Below are 16,262 nucleotides of genomic sequence, written 5' to 3' on the forward strand. Positions count from 1 at the left end.
TCCGTCTCGCCGGTGCTGTCTATGCTCCGCGCATGGCGGTGCAATCGACGCTCTCGTTCCACGGCAGAGACGCGGAACTCAAGCTGCTGGAAGAGGCGTTGGCCGGCCTCGTCGCGGGGTACGGACGTGCTCTGCTGATCGAGGGCGAGCCCGGGATCGGCAAGTCCGCGCTCGTGTCGACAGGTCTGTCCACCGCCGAGCCGGCCGGTTGCCGGGTGCTCAGGGGCGCGTGTGAGGAACTGACCCAGCGGTTCCCGCTCCGGGCGTTCGTCCAGGCGGTGGGGACGGGCCGGCTGTCCGCCGGACATCGGCCCGCACCCACCGAACACCAGCAGGTCCCCGCCGAAGATCCCGTGGCCGCGGCGGTCGATCAACTGGGCGTCCTGGTGGACAGGTTGTGTGCCACCGGTCCGCTGGTGCTGGCGGTCGAGGACCTGCACTGGGCGGACGAGGCGAGCCTGCTGTTGTGGGAGCACCTGAGCCGGGCGACGACGCGGCTGCCCCTGCTGCTGGTGGGGACCTGCCGCCCGGTGCCCGTCCGGCCCGAGCTGGACCGGCTGCTCCGCACGGTGCGGGCATCCGGCGGAGTGGTCGTCACGCTCGACGGACTGGCGGAGCCGGAGACGGCGAAGATGGCGACCGAGCAACTGGGTGGCGCACCGGGGCCGCGGCTGACGCGACTGCTGGCGTCGGCGGCCGGAAACCCGCGGTACACGGCCGAGTTGCTGGCGGCCCTTGCACGGTCGGAAGCGGTGCGGACGGTGACCGACGGCGTGGAGCTGAGGGGGGACATGCCGCCGCGGGCGGTGACGTCGTGGGCGCGGATGATCGTGGACCAGCTGGACTTCCTCTCGTCTCGGACCCGCGCCACGCTGCGCGCGGCGGCCGTGCTGGGCCGGCACTTCTCGGTCACCGATCTCGCGACGGTGGTGGACGCCTCCCCCAACGCCCTGGCCGGCGCAGTGGACGAGGCGCTGGCCGCGCGCGTGGTGGAAGCAGACGGCGCGCGACTGCGTTTCCGGCACGGACTGATCCAACGCTCCCTCTACGAGACCACGCCCACCGCCCTGCGGGCGGCCCTGCACCAGCACGCCGCCAAGGCACTGATCGCTGCCGGAGCACCGGTGGAGCACGTCGCCGCCCTGGTTCTGCCGGTGCTGGCGGAGGCGGAGGGCTGGGAAGCGGGCTGGATCGCGGCGAACGCCGCAGCCCTCGCGGACCGCTCCCCACACAGCGCGGCGCACTTGCTGGAGTACGCCCTGGCCCGGCTCGACAGCGACGATCCGCGTCGTGCCGACGTCGAGGACCAGGTGCTCGCGGTCGCCTACCGACTCGGCCGGGACCAGCAGGCCGAGCGCACGGCCAAGGACATCGTCGCCCGCGGCACCGAGCGAGCCGGCCGGGCCGCGTGGTACCTCGGCTCCACGTTGTTGCGCGCCGACCGGAGCGAGGAGGCCGCCGCTGTCCTGGCCGGCATCGAAACCGCCCCACCGTTGTGGCGGGCCCGGAACTCGGCCCTGCGATCGACGGCGCTGGTCGGACGGGGTAACAGGCAGGAGACGCAACAGGCCGCCGAGCGGGCGCATGACGAGGGGCGGCAGCTCGCCGAGCCTCTCACCACGGCCCAGGCCCTGTACACGCGCTCGGCCCTGGGCGCCCTGACCCACGACTTCGCCGACGCGCTGACCAGCATGGACGGGATCCTCGCCCTGGCCGACGGCAGCGAGGAACTGGCCGAACTGCGGCTGACGGTGCTGGGCGACCGTACAGCCGTACTCACGGAACTGGACCGCTTCACCGAAGCCGAGGCAGCGGTACGGGCGGCGCTCGCATCGGCCGATCGGACCCAGTGGCCTGTCGCCGCGCTCGCACTGCGTACCCGGATCGCCGAACTGAACTACACCCTGGGCCGGTGGGACCGCGCCCTCGAAGAGCTCGCAGACCTCGAAACCGCGCGGGCGGAACCCGAGGCGGTGCGCCTGCCCGGTGCAGCGCACGCGGTGCGGGCCCTGATCGCCGGGCAGCGCGACGACTGGCAGGAGGCCTCCCGGCATCTGGCGGCCCTCGGTGAGCGGCCGACGGGGGACGAGCGGCTGGTCGGGTCCGCCGTCGTGCTGCGGGCCTGGGCACTGGACGCCGAGCAGGCCGCTCGCCCGGAGCGGGTCGTCGAACTGCTCGCGCCCTGCCTGTCGCCGGGCGCCGCGGAGCGGATGATCGATCCGATCAGCTGCCTGCCCACGCTGGTGAGGGCCGCGCGGGAGTGCGGAGACCTGGCCGCACTGCGAACCGCGACCCAGGGGTGCCGGGCAGCCGCGGAAGGCGAGCGGTACCCGGCCCGGCAGGCGGACCTCGACTGGTGCGGCGGGATGCTGGCGGGCGACCCTTCGCCGATGCTGGCCGCCGCGTCGTACTACCGCACGCGCGGACGCCGGCCGGCGCTGGGCAACGTCCTCGAGGACGCCGCCGTCGTACAGGCGGCCTGCGGTGAGGTGACGGCGGCCCGGGTCGCGCTGGGGGAGGCGCTGGAGGTGTATTCCGAGCTGGGCGCGGCGTGGAACGCACGACGGGCCGCCGCCCGGCTGCGGCCCTACGGTGTCCACCTCGGGGTGCGGGGTGCGCGGCAGAGGCCCCTGAACGGTCGGCAGGCGCTGACCGACACGGAAAGGCGTGTCGCGGAGCTCGTCGGGCAAGGCCTGACGAACCCCGAGATCGCCCGACGACTGCTGCTGTCCCGCCGGACGGTGGAGACCCACGTCTCGCGCATCCTCGCCAAGCTTCAGATCCGCTCCCGCCGCGAGGTCGCCCGACACGTCCGGTCCAAGGACGCGTGAGCACCGGTCACGCTCCGTCGGGAAGGAACGTCCGGGGGACGCGACCACTGGGCTGCGGTCGGGGCTCCGCTCGGCTCAGTGCCCGGCCGGTACCCGTACGGGCGCCGGGCACTGACCCGGGCGGTGTCGGACCGGACCTGACGGGAGGTGTCGGATCGGACCGGACGGGGCGCATCCGTGTGCCACCGTGCGCGTGCGGAGGGCCGCCGTGTGGCGGTCGCCCAGCGCCTCGCGCAGGGCTCGCAGGGCCTTGTGGGTGCGGGACTTGACCGTGCCTTCCGGGACGTTGAGGACCTCGGCGGCGTGCCGGACCGGGCGGTGCAGGAAGTAGACCTGGGTCAGCACCGCGCGATGGGTGGCGGAGAGCTCGGCCAGGGCGGTGCGGAGCACCTGGCGGTCGAGGACCTGCTCCAGGGGCTCCGCCGTCGCGGGCATCGACTCCAGCGGATCGTCCTCCACCTCGGTCGGACGCGCCGAGCGGGCGCGCAGCATGTCGATCGCCAGCCGCCGCGACACCGTCAGCAGCCATGGACGTACCGCACGCGGGTCGTCGGGCAGTGCGTCCAGATTGCGCCAAGCCCGCAGCATGGTCTCCTGGACCAGATCCTCCGCCGCCTGCCGGTCGCCCTGGGTCCAGCCGCGCAGACTGCGCATCAAAGAGCCCTTGTTGACTTCGTAGATCAGTCGCATCTTCTGCTCCGTGGACCCGGGGGAGCGGGTGGCCTGCGGTGTGGGAGTGCGCGTCGAGGGTGTGAGTGCCGCCGTCATGAGGTGCCCATCTGTTGCCGTCCGATGGGACGAGCCTGTGGCAGCCGGGACACGGAGACATCCGTGAGCCTCACTGAGATACGGACGGGCCGAGACCTACGCGTCTCAGTGAGCCAGGGGCGGCTGCATGGTTCAAGCCACAGTTTTCCCGGGCGTTACCTGATCCGGACGGAGACCTCACGGAGCCGATCTAAAGTCATGGGCATGCTCGGGCAACATCTACAGTCAGTGATCGGCCGGGACGCGGAGCGAGCCCTCGTGGAGCGGCTGGTCACCGATGTGGCGGCGGGGCGTGGAGGATGCCTGCTGATCGAAGGGGAGCCGGGCATCGGCAAGTCCACGTTGCTTGCGCACGCCCTGGCCAAGGCCGATGCGGTCGGCTGCGAGGTGCTGACCGGGCAGTGCGACGAACTGGGACAGAGATTTCCGCTCTCGGTCATGGCGGAGCTCCTTGAAGTGGACGCCGACTCGCCCGATCCCCGCCGTGCGGAGACCGCGCTCGCCCTGGAACAGCCTCAGGAGACGCAGGGCTGGACGATGCGCCTGCTCGTCGGGGACCCGGTGGTGGCCGCGACCGAGCAACTGCTCGTCCTGGTTGACCGGTTGTGTGCGGGCGGCCCAATGGTGCTGGCGGTGGAGGACCTCCAGTGGGCCGACGAGGCGAGCCTGCTGATGTGGCGTCGGCTGTGCCGGGCCACCGTCCAGCTTCCGCTGCTGGTCGTCGGCACCTGTCGGTCGGTGCAGGGGCGGACGGAGCTGGAGGCGCTCCGCCGCGATCTGCGCTCCCGGAGGGGCGAGCTGGTCTCGCTCGATCAGTTGTCCGGGGCCCAGGTGGCGGAGTTGGCCGGGCTGCTGGCGCAAGGTGAGCCCGGACCGATGCTCACCGAACGGCTGCGGTCCGCCGCAGGCAACCCGCTCTTCGTCAGGGAACTGCTGGACGCCCTGACCCGCGTCGGCGCCCTGGACTTCGCCGACGGACGTGTCGAGCTGAAGGCGGGCGGCCGGGACGTGCGGGAACTGGGCGAGCTGAAGGACGTAATCGCGGACCGGCTGGCATCGCTCTCGGCCGAAGCCGGGGAGGCACTGCGCGCCGCGTCGCTGCTCGGGCCGGAATTCTCGGTGACCGATCTGGCGGCGGCGGTGGGCTGCGGGGCTGGTTCCCTCCTGGGGGTGGTGGAGGAGGCTCTCGGCGCCGGAGTCCTCGAGTCCACCGGGGCCCGGCTGGCCTTCCGGCACGCGTTGCTGAAGGAGGTCCTGCACGAGTCCATGCCGACTGCCCTGCGTACGGCCTTCCTCCGGCGCGCGGCGCAGGAGCTGGTGGCCTCCGGGGCATCGGTGGAGCGGGTGGCCGAGCTGATTCTCCCCGTCCTGGGGACTGCCGAGGACTGGGAGTGGGAATGGGAATGGCTCGTCGGCAATGCCGAGAGGCTGGCCGTCCGAGCACCGGCCGTCGCCGCCGAACTGCTCGAACACGCCCTGCGGTACGCCCGCACGGACGACCCGAGGGTTCCCCCGCTCACCGCGCAACTGGCCGCGCTCTACTTCCGCGTGGGCCCCTTGGACCGCGCGGAGGAGTTGGCCCGGACCGTGCTGCGGCAGCCGGCCGACCATGAACTGATCGGCCGGGCGAGGTGGCTGCTCAGCATCATCGGCATGCGGACCGGTCGCTACGAGCACGTGGTCGACAACTGGCGCGCCGCCACCGCCGATCCGCGCCTGGAACCCGTCTGGGGCGTCCGGCTGCTGGCGCTGGTGGCGCTGGCCCGGCACGTCCTGGGGCAGATCGGCCGAGCTCGGCTGGCGATGGCCGAGGCATTGGCCGAGGGACGAAAGCTGGGCGATCCGACGGCCGTCGGCTACGCCCTGCACGCGGCATCCGTCATCCGCAGCTGGCACGGTGACCAGGCCGGGGCACTGGCCCTGAACGGCGAGGCGTTGACAGAGATCGGCAACGATCCGGAACTCGTCGACCTGCGGCTCATACTGCTGGGCAAGCGGGTCACAGAACTGGACGTCGACGGCGACCGCCTCCAGGAGGCGGAGCAGACCCTGGACCACGCCCGTTCGCTTGCCGAACGGGTCGGAGCGACGCGACTGTCCATGACTCTCGTCCAGAGCGCCGAGCGGTACTACGAGCACGGTCGCTGGGACGACGCCCTCGCGGTATTGGACGAGGTCACCGAACTCCCGCCCCTGTGGCGGTTGACCCGCCACGGCCTGATGGCGCTGATCAGCGCCCGCAGGGGGCAATGGCAGGAGGCTGCCAGGCAGCTCGACGCCCCGGGCAGCAGGACGACACCGTCGGCAGGGCCCGTGGCCGCCGCCTACCTGCTGCTTGCGCGCGCCCTCGTGTCTGAGCGTGTGGGCAGGCCCGGCGAGGCAGTGAAGGTGCTCACGGAGCTGCTGACCACCACCTACGAACACGACCTGGCCAACCACCCGGAATGGCTGCCCACCCTGGTCCGGACAGCGCTGGCCGCCGACGACCGGCAGACCGCGGAGGCGGCGGCCCTCGCCGCCCGCCAGGCGAACGAACGCCGGCCACGAGCCCGGACCCGGGCGGCGGCCGACTGGTGTTCCGGGCTGCTCGATCAGAACCCGGTTCGGCTGATGGCCGTCGTCGACTACCACCGCACCGCCGACCGGCTGCCGGATCTCGGCGCCGCGCTGGAGGACCTCGCTCTGGTCCAGGCCGCCTCCGGAGAACTCGACACGGCCCGCGCCTCGTTCGGCGAGGCCGTCGCGATCAGCACCGAGCTGGGCGCGTCCTGGGACGCACGCCGGGCCGCCGCCCGTCTGCGCCCCTGGGGCCTGCGCGCCGACGGCCGCGGACTGCAGGCGCGCCCGGCCTCCAGCTGGGAGGCGTTGACCGTGACCGAGCGGCGTGTCGCCGACTTGGTGGCGCAGGGTCTGTCCAACCCCGACATCGCCGCACGCCTGCTGCTCTCGCGCCGCACCGTGGAGACTCATGTGTCCCATATCCTCTCCAAGCTCCAGGTCCGCTCCCGGCGCGAGGTTGTCGCTCCGCTGACTACGGACAGGACCTCCGCGACGTTCTCTTCCATGACCCGTGGCCCCGGTTCGACCGAGCACAGGTGACGACCGGGCCGGTCACGAGCGGATCACCAGAAGATGCTCCGGTTCCCGATGCCGAACCGGTCGCGGTCCAACCATGACCCGCTCGCCGGTTCGGTCCGAAGCAGGCAGGGCGCCGACCGGCCGCCGGACGGCATGATTCGCGTACCGAAGTAACCTAGGCAGCCGGGCCTGAAACCCGACAGGTCCCCGTTCGGGGATCTATCCCTGACTCTGTGGTGCGGCCCTAGAGTGCTGCCGTCCTTGATGTGCCGAAGGTGCATCCATGCGCTCCCGCCTCCGGCGACCTTCCCTTCGCCACGCATCCCCGCGACATGCCTGCACATCGCGGCCTACCGTCAGGAGTTACGGCGTGACCAGCGATCCCACTGAGATCGTGACCCTCGACAGCGGCGGCGGCGGACGCCTGTACGACCAGCTCGACGAACTCCGTGCCGCCGGCCCCGCCGTCCTGGTGAAGCTGCTGGACGGCGTCGCCACCTGGTCGGTCATCCGCGGCGACATCGCCAAGGAACTCCTGGTCCATCCGCACATCTTCAAAGACCCTCGCAAGTCCTGGGCGGGGTATCGGCCCGGCGCCGTTCCATGGCTGTATCCGTTTGTGGACGTGATCAATTTGGCCACCTCCAACGGGGACGATCACACACGGCTGAAGCAGCTGATCGGCAAGGCGTTCACCGCCCGCAGGATCGAGGCGATGCGGCCTGGGATCGAGGCCGTCGTCGCCGATCTCTTGGAAGCGCTGGAACGCCGCGGTGCCACCGAACGCGTCGACCTGCGCACAGAGTTCGCGCAGGGCGTGCCCACCCGGGTCGTCTGTGACCTGTTCGGTTTCCCCGCCGACCAACGGCCCGAAGTACTCCGTGTCATGGGGTACGTGTTCGCCAGGGACGTCACGCCCCAGGAGTCCGAGATCCTCGCCCAGGACCTCCACCGCGCGATGCGGACCCTGATCGAGGCCAAGCGCCTGATGCCCGGCGATGACATGACGAGCCTGCTGCTGACCGCCCACGAGGAGGACGGCGATCGGCTCAGCGAGGCGGAACTCGTCTCCACCCTCATCCTGATGATCGGCGCCGGCGGCGAGACCACCGTCGCCCTGATCGGAGCCGCGGTGCGCGAACTCCTCTCGCACCCCGGCCAGCTCGCAAAGGTTCGCGCCGAACCGGCCCACTGGACCGACGTGATCGAGGAGGCACTGCGCGTGCACGCGCCCGTCATGTACATGCCGTTGAGGTACGCCACAGCGGACATCGACCTGGGTGACGGTGTCGTCATACGGGCCGGCGACGCTGTCATCATCGGCTTCGGCGGCCACGGCCGCGACCCGGAGATCCACGCCGACCCCGCCAGCTTCCAGATCGACCGCGCCGACAAGCAGCACCTCGCCTTCGGCTACGGCACCCACTACTGTCTCGGAGCCCCGCTCGCCCGCCTCGAAGCCCAAGTCGCCCTCCCGGCCCTGTTCGACCGCTTCCCCCAGCTCGCCCTCTCCGTCGCCCCCGACCAACTCGAGCCCCAGCACTCGTTCATCGGCAATGACGTCGTCGAACTGCCTGTGACCCTGGGCCCGGCCGCGTCCCCATCAGAGCCTGCAGGGCCACGCGCTGGTGGCGGGAGAACACCTGTGTCACGTGGCGCCGATCCACTCGCTGCTGCACCTCCAGCCGTCCTGCAAGATCGCTGATCGGCGCGCGGCGCCCGACGGAAGGGCCGGGCCCGACCACGCCGGCCGTCAACATCTGCCCGTGGTGACGAAGCGATGGGACCCGTTCGGGCCTCGCGTCCGTATCTCTAGGTGGGGCCACCTCACCTCCAGGTGGGACCGCCCACATTCTCCGGACTCCACTCCACACGGAAGGCGCGGCCGTATGCCCGACGAAGAGCAGATCGACTTCTCCGCGTTCGCGGAGCGTGCCCGGCGTATGCGGGGCGCGATGACCGACGCCCAGCAGGATCTGCGGACGTTGGAGGCCACGGGGCACAGTTCGGACGGCATGGTCACGGCGACCGTGTCGGGCGAGAGCCGGGTGGTGGACCTGCGTATCCACCCGTCGGTGATCGATCCCGATGATCCGGACGGGCTGGCCGTGCTGGTTCTGCAGGCGATCGACAGTGCGTACGACACCGTGGACGAGCGGCGCACCGAGGTCTTCTCGGGTGTCACTGGGGGCCTGCAGAGCATCCTGGCCGGTCTGAACGGCGGTCAGAGGGAGCCCGTCGTCGTACCGCGTCTGTCGAAGTACCGTCCCCGGTGACCGGACCCATGCCCCTGCCGGGGAGCGCCCCGGCGCCCGTGTGACACACGAGGAGTCCTGATGTCCCGGCTCGTCTTCCACCGGCCTGCCCGGGTCGTGCCGCCCGCGCTGCCCACCGATTCCCGATTCGTTCCCCCCTCACCCGGCTCAGGAGACCCGCTGTGCAAGACGGCAACGTAGTGGTGATAGGCGGCGGTTACGCGGGCGTCCGTCTGGCGAAACGGCTGGATGCGACCGCGCGGGTGACGCTCGTCGACCGCAAGGAGGTCTTCTTCCACCGCATCGCCTCCCTGCGCGCGGGTGTGCGCCCGGATTGGACTGCGACCCCCTTCATCCCGTACGACCGCCTGCTGCGCAACGGCCGCGTCGCCGTGGGCGAGGCGGCCGGCATCGACACCGTCGAACGGCATGTCACCCTGGCCACGGGTGAGCGGCTGCCGTACGACGTACTGGTGCTTGCCACCGGCGCGGACTACCCGGCGCCGGCACGGTTCATCGGAACCACGCCGGACGAGGCGGCCAAGTCGTTCGCCGAACACCAGCAGCGCGTCGCCGCCGCCGGACACGTCCTCGTCGTCGGAGGCGGCCCCTCCGGTGTCGAACTCGGCGCCGAGATCCGCCTCGCACGCCCGGACGCCCGCGTCACGCTCACCCACTCCGGGCCGGAGCTGCTGCACTCCACGGGCAGCGCGCGCGCCGGCCGCAAGGCCCGCGCCTGGCTGGAGTCCCACGAGGTCGACGTACGGCTGAACACCTTCATGTCCCCCGGAAAGGAGTTCGGCACCTACCGCGACGCCAACGGCACCGTCCTCGCCGCCGACCTCTCCTTCTGGGCGACGGGCACCACCCCCAACACCCTCTGGCTGCGGCAGGCCGGGCACGGCGACTGGCTGAACAGTACGGGACACGTGAAGGTCGACAGTATGCTGCGCGTCGCGGGCCGGTCCGACGTGTTCGCGGTCGGCGACGTGAACGACGTCGCCGAACTCAAGGTCACTCCCGCCGCGATCGCCCAGGCGCAGGTCGCCGCCCACAACATCGACATCTATCTGAGCATGTCCGGCAAGCGGGGCAAGAGGCCCCGCCTCTATCGGGCGGTCCGCACCCCGCTGATCGTGCCGTTCGGCTCGGCCGACGGGGTGACCATCGTGCCCGTGCCCGGCGGCGACACTGCAGTCCTGGGCACCCGCACCACCACCGTGGCCAAGGCGAAGACCCTCATGACCCCCTTCATGAGGCGCCAGCTCGGGTACACGGCCCCCCGATGACGTGGCCAAGTGTTCGTGATGCGCGCCGCCTGCGCTGATCTGTTTGCCCGCGGCCGGTACCTACCGTCGCCGTTGGCGCCATCCAGGAATTTTTTAGTGCTCCTCAGGAGAACGCGATGAACATGCCCGACGAGTTCTCCGACCGTGAACGGGGCGCAAGCCGGGCGCCCTCATGGCTCGGGACATCCGGCAGTACTCGATACCGGGTGCAGTCCGTGCCAAGTGCTTCCGCGTCGATCAACCCGCCAGGTGGGCGAGGCATGGCGTGGGACCGGCTCCGGTTATGGCGCGACTACGCGGACCGGTACCGCGAGGGATTGGCCATCGTGGGAAGGTCGGCAGCGGCCCAGTGTGCGGCACGGGCCGGCGGTCTCCGGGGTGACGTTGTCGGCGTGCGAGCCGACCTGGCGGCTGTCTACCTGTATCTGACGGGCGAGCGGTGGAACCTCGACGAGGCACTGTCCGAGGGAGCCGCGGGTGGACACCTGTCCTTGGCCCGGTGTGTCGCATCGGGACTGCGTCGGCTTCCTGCCTTCCGTGGTCCTGCGACCATACGCACGAGCACGGTCGGACCTGTGACGGACTGGTATCGCGAGAACCGGTTCGTCACGGAGCAGGCTTTCTGGACCGCTTCAGCATCGGCAGCTGCGCTGGATGAGACCGGACCCGGTTTCGTCGTATGGTCACTGACCGCCCGTCTCACCACGGCGGTCGACCCGTCCGCCCCGGATCAACTGATCTTCCTGCCGGGCACTCGGTTCAAAGTACTGCGGGTGATCGACGGTCGACGGACCTTGGTGCTGCTCCGCGAAATGTTCCCGCCAGAGCCGGAGTCCGAAGGCCGTGCGAACGACGCCAACGGGCAGGAACCCACGTGGCTCGACGCGAGCACGCTGGAAGAGCTGGAACGGATGACGACTGGCACTGAGACGGCGAACTCGCCCAAGACGCCGGTCGCTTCCACCCCCGCCGGTCCATGGAACCGACCTCCCGGATTGATCGTCAAGCCGGCGCTCGACAGACACCCGACTCACTGAAACAAGAGGAGCTCCGCGTGACCGCCGTTGGCGACACGACCGGCACCACCCTCGACCGCCGAGCCGTGATCTCCCTGCTCCGGCGCCTGCGATCCCCCGAGGGCCAGAGCAACCCACAGCCAGTGTGGCACCAGCTGCGCGCACTGGGCGATGTCGTCCCCGCCCCCTGGGGCGGCTACCTGGTCACCGGCTACGACGTCTGCAGCGAGGTCCTGCGCGGCAGGAACTGGCTGGTCCCGGACCTGGCCTGGCAGGCACGCCAGCCCAACGCCGAACGCTGGCAGGCACCCGCGACGCAGGCCGTCAGCCGGGGCCTGTTCCGGCTCAACGCGCCCGTCCACACATCTCAACGCCGTGCCCTGGGCAACCTGTTCGGCCGTACGACTCTCGACGCCCTGGCACCCCTCGTCGCCGCTCAGACAAAGCGGGTCGTCGACGAACTGGCCGAGCGAATATGCCGTGACGGCGAGGCCGACTTCGTCCCCATCGTCAGTGACCGGTTACCGGTCCTCACCGTCGGCGAATGGCTCGACGTCCCCGCACGCCACCACGCGCACATCCTCGACTTCACCCATCGCCAGGTCCACCTCCAGGAACTGCTTCCCACGAAGAGCGAACTCGCCGTCTCCGCCCAGGCGACCGCCGACATGCGGGAGTTCTTCACCGGCCTCATCCGAGAACGCCGCGCCGACCCCGGCAGCAACGTCATCTCCGGTTGGATTCGCTACTGGGACGAGCAGTTCCCCGGCGATCCGGCAGCTGCGGACGAAACCGTCTACGACCTGACCATGTTCATCACCACCGCCTCCCTGGAGACCACGGCGACCCTGCTGGCCAACGTCGTCTGGCTGCTCGGCCGGAGCGAAGAGCAGTGGCAGTGGCTGTGGCGGAACCCGGAGCACATCGACGACGCGATCGAAGAAGCCCTGCGGTACGACCCGCCCATCCACGTCAACACCCGGATCGCCGCAGACGACACCGTCCTGGCTGGCACACCGATCGCCAAGGACGAGATGGTGCACGTGATGTACGGCGCGGCCGCTCACGATCCCCGGCGCAACGAGAACCCGGAATGCTTCGACATCCTGCGCAACGGCGCCCACATGACGTTCGGAGGAGGCGCCCACTACTGCGTCGGCGCCGCACTCGCCCGACTCGAGGCCCGCACCCTTCTCACCGAACTCCTCGGCCGTTTCAGGGCTTTGCGCCCGGTGTCCGCCCCCACCTACGCTCCCCGGATGGTCTTCCGAAGAGTGACGTCCCTGAAGGTGACCACATGACGAACCCTACGGAACTCGAGACACAGATCGAGCTGAAAACACTGCGTGTGCGCCGGCAGGGACCGGTTCTGGCCATCGAGCTCAACACTCCTGACCAGGGCAACGCCGTCACCGACACCATGCTGGAGGACCTCCAGTCAGTACTGGACCGGCAGGAACCGCACATCCAGGTGGTGGTGCTGACCGGAGCCGGTGGGGACTTCTGCCTCGGCGGGGACCGCAGCGAGTACGCCGCGCACCTGAGCCGGGACCCCAGTGGCAGCGGAGTCCGGGCGTCCGGGCACAGGGCCCGCCGCGTCTGTGACAGCCTCACCGGCAACCCCGCGGTCACCATCGCCCGCATCCACGGCAAGGCGATCGGCGCGGGCGTCGCCCTCGCCCTCGCCTGCGACCTGCGCGTCAGCACCGACACGGCGACGTTCCGACTGCCCGAACTCGCACTGGGCCTGCCCACCGCCTGGGGCGGCCTGCTGTCCCGCTTCATCAGCGAAGCCGGTGCCGCCCGCGCCCGCGAACTCATACTGACGGGTCGCTCCTTCGACGCCGAGGAGGCCCTTTCACTGTCGCTCCTGCAGAGAGTCGTCCCCCCATCCGAACTCGACACAGCCGTCGAGACCTGGATCAAACCCATCATCCGCCGGCCGGCCACCGCACTGCGGATCACGAAGGCCATGCTCAACTCCTATGCCGCCGCCTCACGCCTGACCGACTCCTCCGCCCTCGACCCCGAGCTGATGGCGGCCGCTGTCATCGAGACACGGCGGGCCCGCCGACTGCCGAACTGACACACGAGGGACGCCTCTGTTCGTGCGGCGGGGTGTGGGCGCGGGGCAGCAGCGAGGACGGCGAATCCGTTCGCACTCCGGCGAGGCTGCGCGAGGCATGCTCACTCCGGCAGCCATCCGTCGCTCCGGGGTGAAACGGATCGAGACCTGGCTGAAGAAGCACAAGGTCCATGGCGCCGCCACACTCGCTAGGACAGCTGTGGACGCCGCCCAGGCCCAGCACACAGCGTTGCCAGGGTGATGGCCCTCGACGATGAGATCGCCGAGCTCGACGCTCAAATCGAGGCCCGGTTTCGCGAGCATCCATATGCCCAGGTGATCAGTACTCTGCCTGGGATGGGCCCCAAGCTCGGTGCCGAGTTCCTCGCCGCGACCGGCGGCGACATGGATGCCTTCGGCACCGCGGACCGGCTGGCCGGCTTCGCCGGGCTGGCGCCGCAGCCACGCGACTCCGGCCGCGTCAGCGGCAATCTCCGCCGACCCCGGCACTATCACCGCGGCCTCCTACGGGTGATGTACCTCTCGGCCATGGTCAGCCTGCGCTGCTGTCCCGGCCTCCAAGGCGTACTACGACCGCAAGCGAAGCGAGGGGAAGGGGCACAAACAGGCCCTCCTGGCCCTCGCCCGCCGACGCATCAACGTCCTATGGGCCATGATCCGTGACGGAGAGTTCTACCAAACCCCGACCCCTGTCACCACCGCGGCTTGACATCCTGATTGGGAAGCTCCATCTCCAGCTCACGGATGCGCTTGTCCTTCTCCCGGGCCTCGGCCCGCAGCCGTTCCAGCTCCGCCCGCTCACTCTCCCGCAACCGGCCACCCGAGGGTTCGGCCGACGGCCGGTCCGACGACGGCGACCCGTTGCGCCGAGCCCGAGACACCCAGCTGTGCAGGGTCCCCGAATGAATGCCCAGCTCCGCAGCCACCTCCGGGATCGGCTTACCGGTCTCCGTCACGATCCGTACCGCCCCCTCGCGGAACTCGGCGTCGTAGAGGCGCTTCTTGGATGCCATGACCCCAACTATCCCTCCGGTCACGGTCTCCACAGTAGGAGGGGAACCTCACGTGGATATCGAGTCCGAACATGGCGAGTTCAGGCGCGCCGTGAGTGTGCGCCAGCCCGATCGTGTAGGCGAATCCAGGACCGATCTCGTCCTCGGGAACCATCACAACGTGCCATCCGTGCTGCTGCACGTTCTCGATGATCGCCAGGTCAACGCGGTCTGCTTCGTCTCGGTCACCGTAGTCATGGCAGAGGACGCAGCGGCACTGGAACCGATCATCAGTCATGCGCGGAGGCTACGAGGTCAGCGCTTGAGTCGGGCAGCCAGGGTTCGTGCCCCCCAATCGAACGACACCGTCACCCTCCGCGACCGCTCCCCAAGATCTGTGCCAGAACCGAGATTGGACAGCAGTTGTTCAGCACTTCGGACAGCGCCCAGCCCCGTCACCGTTCGATTTTGTGTGCATGAGCAGCCAGGAACCGGTGGACGGGACCGCATGGCGAGAAAGGCCATGGCTCGGCCGGGTAACCGAGGCTAACTTCGGACGATGCGGATCCTGCATCTCTCTGACACCCATCTCGACCGGTCCGGTGGACCTGACGCCGACGGGGCTGACGGCAGTGCGGCACTCCGCCGCCTGCTGACCGAACTGGGCCATCTGCACGACCTAGACGCGGTGGTGGTCACCGGCGACGTCGCGGACGACGGCTCCCACGAAGCGTATGCCCGGGCGCGTGAACTCCTGTCCGACTACGCCGGCCGACGCGGGGCCAACGTCTTCTACACCACCGGCAACCACGACGAGCGCACCGCATTCGCGGACGTGCTGGGAAGCGGCCACGCCCAGCCCGAGACGGTGTACAAAGGAGCCGCCGGTGAGCGGGCGGGGGCAAGCACCCTCGACGGATGGCGACTGATCACCCTGGACACGCTCGTTCCGGGCAAGGGCTACGGCCGACTCGACGGCGGCCAACTCGACTGGCTCCGCGAACTACTGACCACCCCGGCCCCGCTGGGCACCGTTCTGGCCTTCCACCACCCGCCGGTCGCCCTGGACGTCGACGTTCAGCGGGCGCTCGGCCTGCAAAACAGCGCGGAGCTGGCCGACGGGATCCGCGGGACCGATGTTCAGCTCATCCTGTGCGGGCACTTCCACCTTCAGATCTTGGCCCGCCTGGAACAAGCGACCGTCTGGGTCACCCCCGGCGTCGTCAGCCGCATCGACCTGACCGCCCGCCCCGGCACCGAGCGCGCCGTCCACGGCCCGTCGGCCTCCCTCGTCCACCTCGCAGCGCCCCACGGCCCACTCATCCACACGCTCCACGCACGAGACCCGCGTATGGGCGAGACGGTCTACGAGGCCGACGAAGAGGAGATGCGCGAGGTCATCGAAAGGCTCGGCCCCTCCGCCGCGAGCCTGGGCTGACCTGCGGTCCGCTGGACCGCCGCTTGCCTGCCGCTCGGCGCGAGCGGCAGGCAAGGCAGTCACGGACGTCCGCACAGCTGATGTCCGGTGAGCATGCCAGGACCCTCGAGGAGGCGGGCTGTATTCGTCCCTGGCACCCGCTGCGTTTGCTGGCTGTTCGAATCGAGAGCCCCACCAGAGCGCTGTCCGAAGTAATGAACAACTGCTGTCCGATCTCGGGTTCTGGTCCAACTTCTGTGGAGCTCTCACGCTCTGTAACGTCTCGAGACTGGATGGCCCTTCATGACTCGTTAACAGACCTGTTTGGGATCATGCCCGCATGGACTTCGACCTCTCCCCGTCAGTGGGCGTTAGGGAGCGTATTCGGTTGTGATCAAGGGGCCGCTCGTGTGAGGTCCTTGATCCAGATCACGCAGGCCCTGAGGTGGAGTCCGGCGAGGTAGCTCCCGGGGGTCTTGTCGTAGCGGGTGGCGATGCCTCGCCATGCCTTCATCCTGTTGATCGCCCGC

General features: G+C 69.9%; 12 protein-coding genes and 1 pseudogene. 10 read left to right on the forward strand and 3 right to left on the reverse strand.

Translation table 11 applies throughout. The annotated features are described in order from the left end of the window. The first annotated feature begins 32 nt into the window (after nt 1–32). A complete protein-coding gene (locus ACFYMM_RS35415; RefSeq protein WP_388394494.1) occupies nt 33–2,831 on the forward strand; it encodes an ATP-binding protein in 2,799 nt (932 codons plus the stop codon). Nucleotides 2,832–2,906: 75 nt separating this feature from the next. On the opposite strand, the gene ACFYMM_RS35420 is transcribed toward ACFYMM_RS35415, so the two are convergent. Next, a complete protein-coding gene (locus ACFYMM_RS35420; RefSeq protein ID WP_388394496.1) occupies nt 2,907–3,521 on the reverse strand; it encodes a sigma-70 family RNA polymerase sigma factor in 615 nt (204 codons plus the stop codon). 282 nt (nt 3,522–3,803) lie between these two features. Between ACFYMM_RS35420 and ACFYMM_RS35425 the strand changes: the two genes are divergently transcribed. From ACFYMM_RS35425 to ACFYMM_RS35460, 8 genes and pseudogenes are all read left to right on the forward strand, one after another. Then, nucleotides 3,804–6,698: an ATP-binding protein gene (locus ACFYMM_RS35425; protein ID WP_388394499.1), complete on the forward strand. Its 2,895-nt coding sequence runs from the start codon at nt 3,804–3,806 to the stop codon at nt 6,696–6,698. Nucleotides 6,699–7,047: 349 nt separating this feature from the next. After that, nucleotides 7,048–8,382, forward strand: a complete 1,335-nt coding sequence (locus tag ACFYMM_RS35430; protein ID WP_388394502.1) for a cytochrome P450 — start codon at nt 7,048–7,050, stop codon at nt 8,380–8,382. 184 nt (nt 8,383–8,566) lie between these two features. Beyond that, the gene (locus ACFYMM_RS35435) at nt 8,567–8,953 is read left to right on the forward strand and encodes a YbaB/EbfC family nucleoid-associated protein (RefSeq protein WP_388394504.1); all 387 of its coding nucleotides are present in this window, start codon (nt 8,567–8,569) and stop codon (nt 8,951–8,953) included. 161 nt (nt 8,954–9,114) lie between these two features. Beyond that, nucleotides 9,115–10,221, forward strand: a complete 1,107-nt coding sequence (locus ACFYMM_RS35440) for an NAD(P)/FAD-dependent oxidoreductase (protein WP_388394507.1) — start codon at nt 9,115–9,117, stop codon at nt 10,219–10,221. Between the two features lie 575 nt (nt 10,222–10,796). Further along, nucleotides 10,797–11,258, forward strand: a complete 462-nt coding sequence (locus ACFYMM_RS35445; RefSeq protein ID WP_388394510.1) for a hypothetical protein — start codon at nt 10,797–10,799, stop codon at nt 11,256–11,258. 17 nt (nt 11,259–11,275) lie between these two features. Beyond that, nucleotides 11,276–12,538: a cytochrome P450 gene (locus tag ACFYMM_RS35450; protein ID WP_388394513.1), complete on the forward strand. Its 1,263-nt coding sequence runs from the start codon at nt 11,276–11,278 to the stop codon at nt 12,536–12,538. Next, nucleotides 12,535–13,323, forward strand: a complete 789-nt coding sequence (locus ACFYMM_RS35455) for an enoyl-CoA hydratase/isomerase family protein (RefSeq protein ID WP_388394516.1) — start codon at nt 12,535–12,537, stop codon at nt 13,321–13,323. The genes ACFYMM_RS35450 and ACFYMM_RS35455 overlap by 4 nt, the downstream gene beginning before the upstream one ends. Before the next feature lie 94 nt (nt 13,324–13,417). Next, nucleotides 13,418–14,032, forward strand: a pseudogene (locus tag ACFYMM_RS35460) (transposase); the annotation flags it as partial. Here the strand turns inward: ACFYMM_RS35460 and ACFYMM_RS35465 are convergent. Beyond that, nucleotides 14,016–14,336 carry a transposase gene (locus tag ACFYMM_RS35465; RefSeq protein ID WP_388394519.1) on the reverse strand — a complete coding sequence of 107 codons (321 nt, stop codon included), beginning with the start codon at nt 14,334–14,336 and terminating at the stop codon, nt 14,016–14,018. The pseudogene ACFYMM_RS35460 and the gene ACFYMM_RS35465 sit on opposite strands and share 17 nt — an antisense overlap. Next, the gene (locus tag ACFYMM_RS35470) at nt 14,263–14,613 is read right to left on the reverse strand and encodes a DUF4262 domain-containing protein (RefSeq protein WP_388394522.1); all 351 of its coding nucleotides are present in this window, start codon (nt 14,611–14,613) and stop codon (nt 14,263–14,265) included. The genes ACFYMM_RS35465 and ACFYMM_RS35470 overlap by 74 nt, the downstream gene beginning before the upstream one ends. Before the next feature lie 261 nt (nt 14,614–14,874). On the opposite strand from ACFYMM_RS35470, the gene ACFYMM_RS35475 reads away from it, so the two are divergent. Next, nucleotides 14,875–15,753 (forward strand): metallophosphoesterase, encoded by an 879-nt coding sequence (locus tag ACFYMM_RS35475; protein WP_388394525.1) that lies wholly within the window; start codon nt 14,875–14,877, stop codon nt 15,751–15,753. Nucleotides 15,754–16,262: the final 509 nt, after the last annotated feature.

It is taken from the genome of Streptomyces sp. NPDC006739 (assembly GCF_042869815.1).
GTDB lineage: Bacteria > Actinomycetota > Actinomycetes > Streptomycetales > Streptomycetaceae > Streptomyces.

Excerpts from the sequence above, each read along its gene's own strand:
- ACFYMM_RS35415 (WP_388394494.1), top strand. The coding sequence starts at position 33 with ATGGCGGTGCAATCGACGCTCTCGTTCCACGGCAGAGACGCGGAACTC.
- ACFYMM_RS35420 (WP_388394496.1), bottom strand. The coding sequence starts at position 3,521 with ATGCGACTGATCTACGAAGTCAACAAGGGCTCTTTGATGCGCAGTCTG.
- ACFYMM_RS35425 (WP_388394499.1), top strand. The coding sequence starts at position 3,804 with ATGCTCGGGCAACATCTACAGTCAGTGATCGGCCGGGACGCGGAGCGA.
- ACFYMM_RS35435 (WP_388394504.1), top strand. The coding sequence starts at position 8,567 with ATGCCCGACGAAGAGCAGATCGACTTCTCCGCGTTCGCGGAGCGTGCC.
- ACFYMM_RS35455 (WP_388394516.1), top strand. The coding sequence starts at position 12,535 with ATGACGAACCCTACGGAACTCGAGACACAGATCGAGCTGAAAACACTG.
- ACFYMM_RS35465 (WP_388394519.1), bottom strand. The coding sequence starts at position 14,336 with ATGGCATCCAAGAAGCGCCTCTACGACGCCGAGTTCCGCGAGGGGGCG.
- ACFYMM_RS35470 (WP_388394522.1), bottom strand. The coding sequence starts at position 14,613 with ATGACTGATGATCGGTTCCAGTGCCGCTGCGTCCTCTGCCATGACTAC.
- ACFYMM_RS35475 (WP_388394525.1), top strand. The coding sequence starts at position 14,875 with ATGCGGATCCTGCATCTCTCTGACACCCATCTCGACCGGTCCGGTGGA.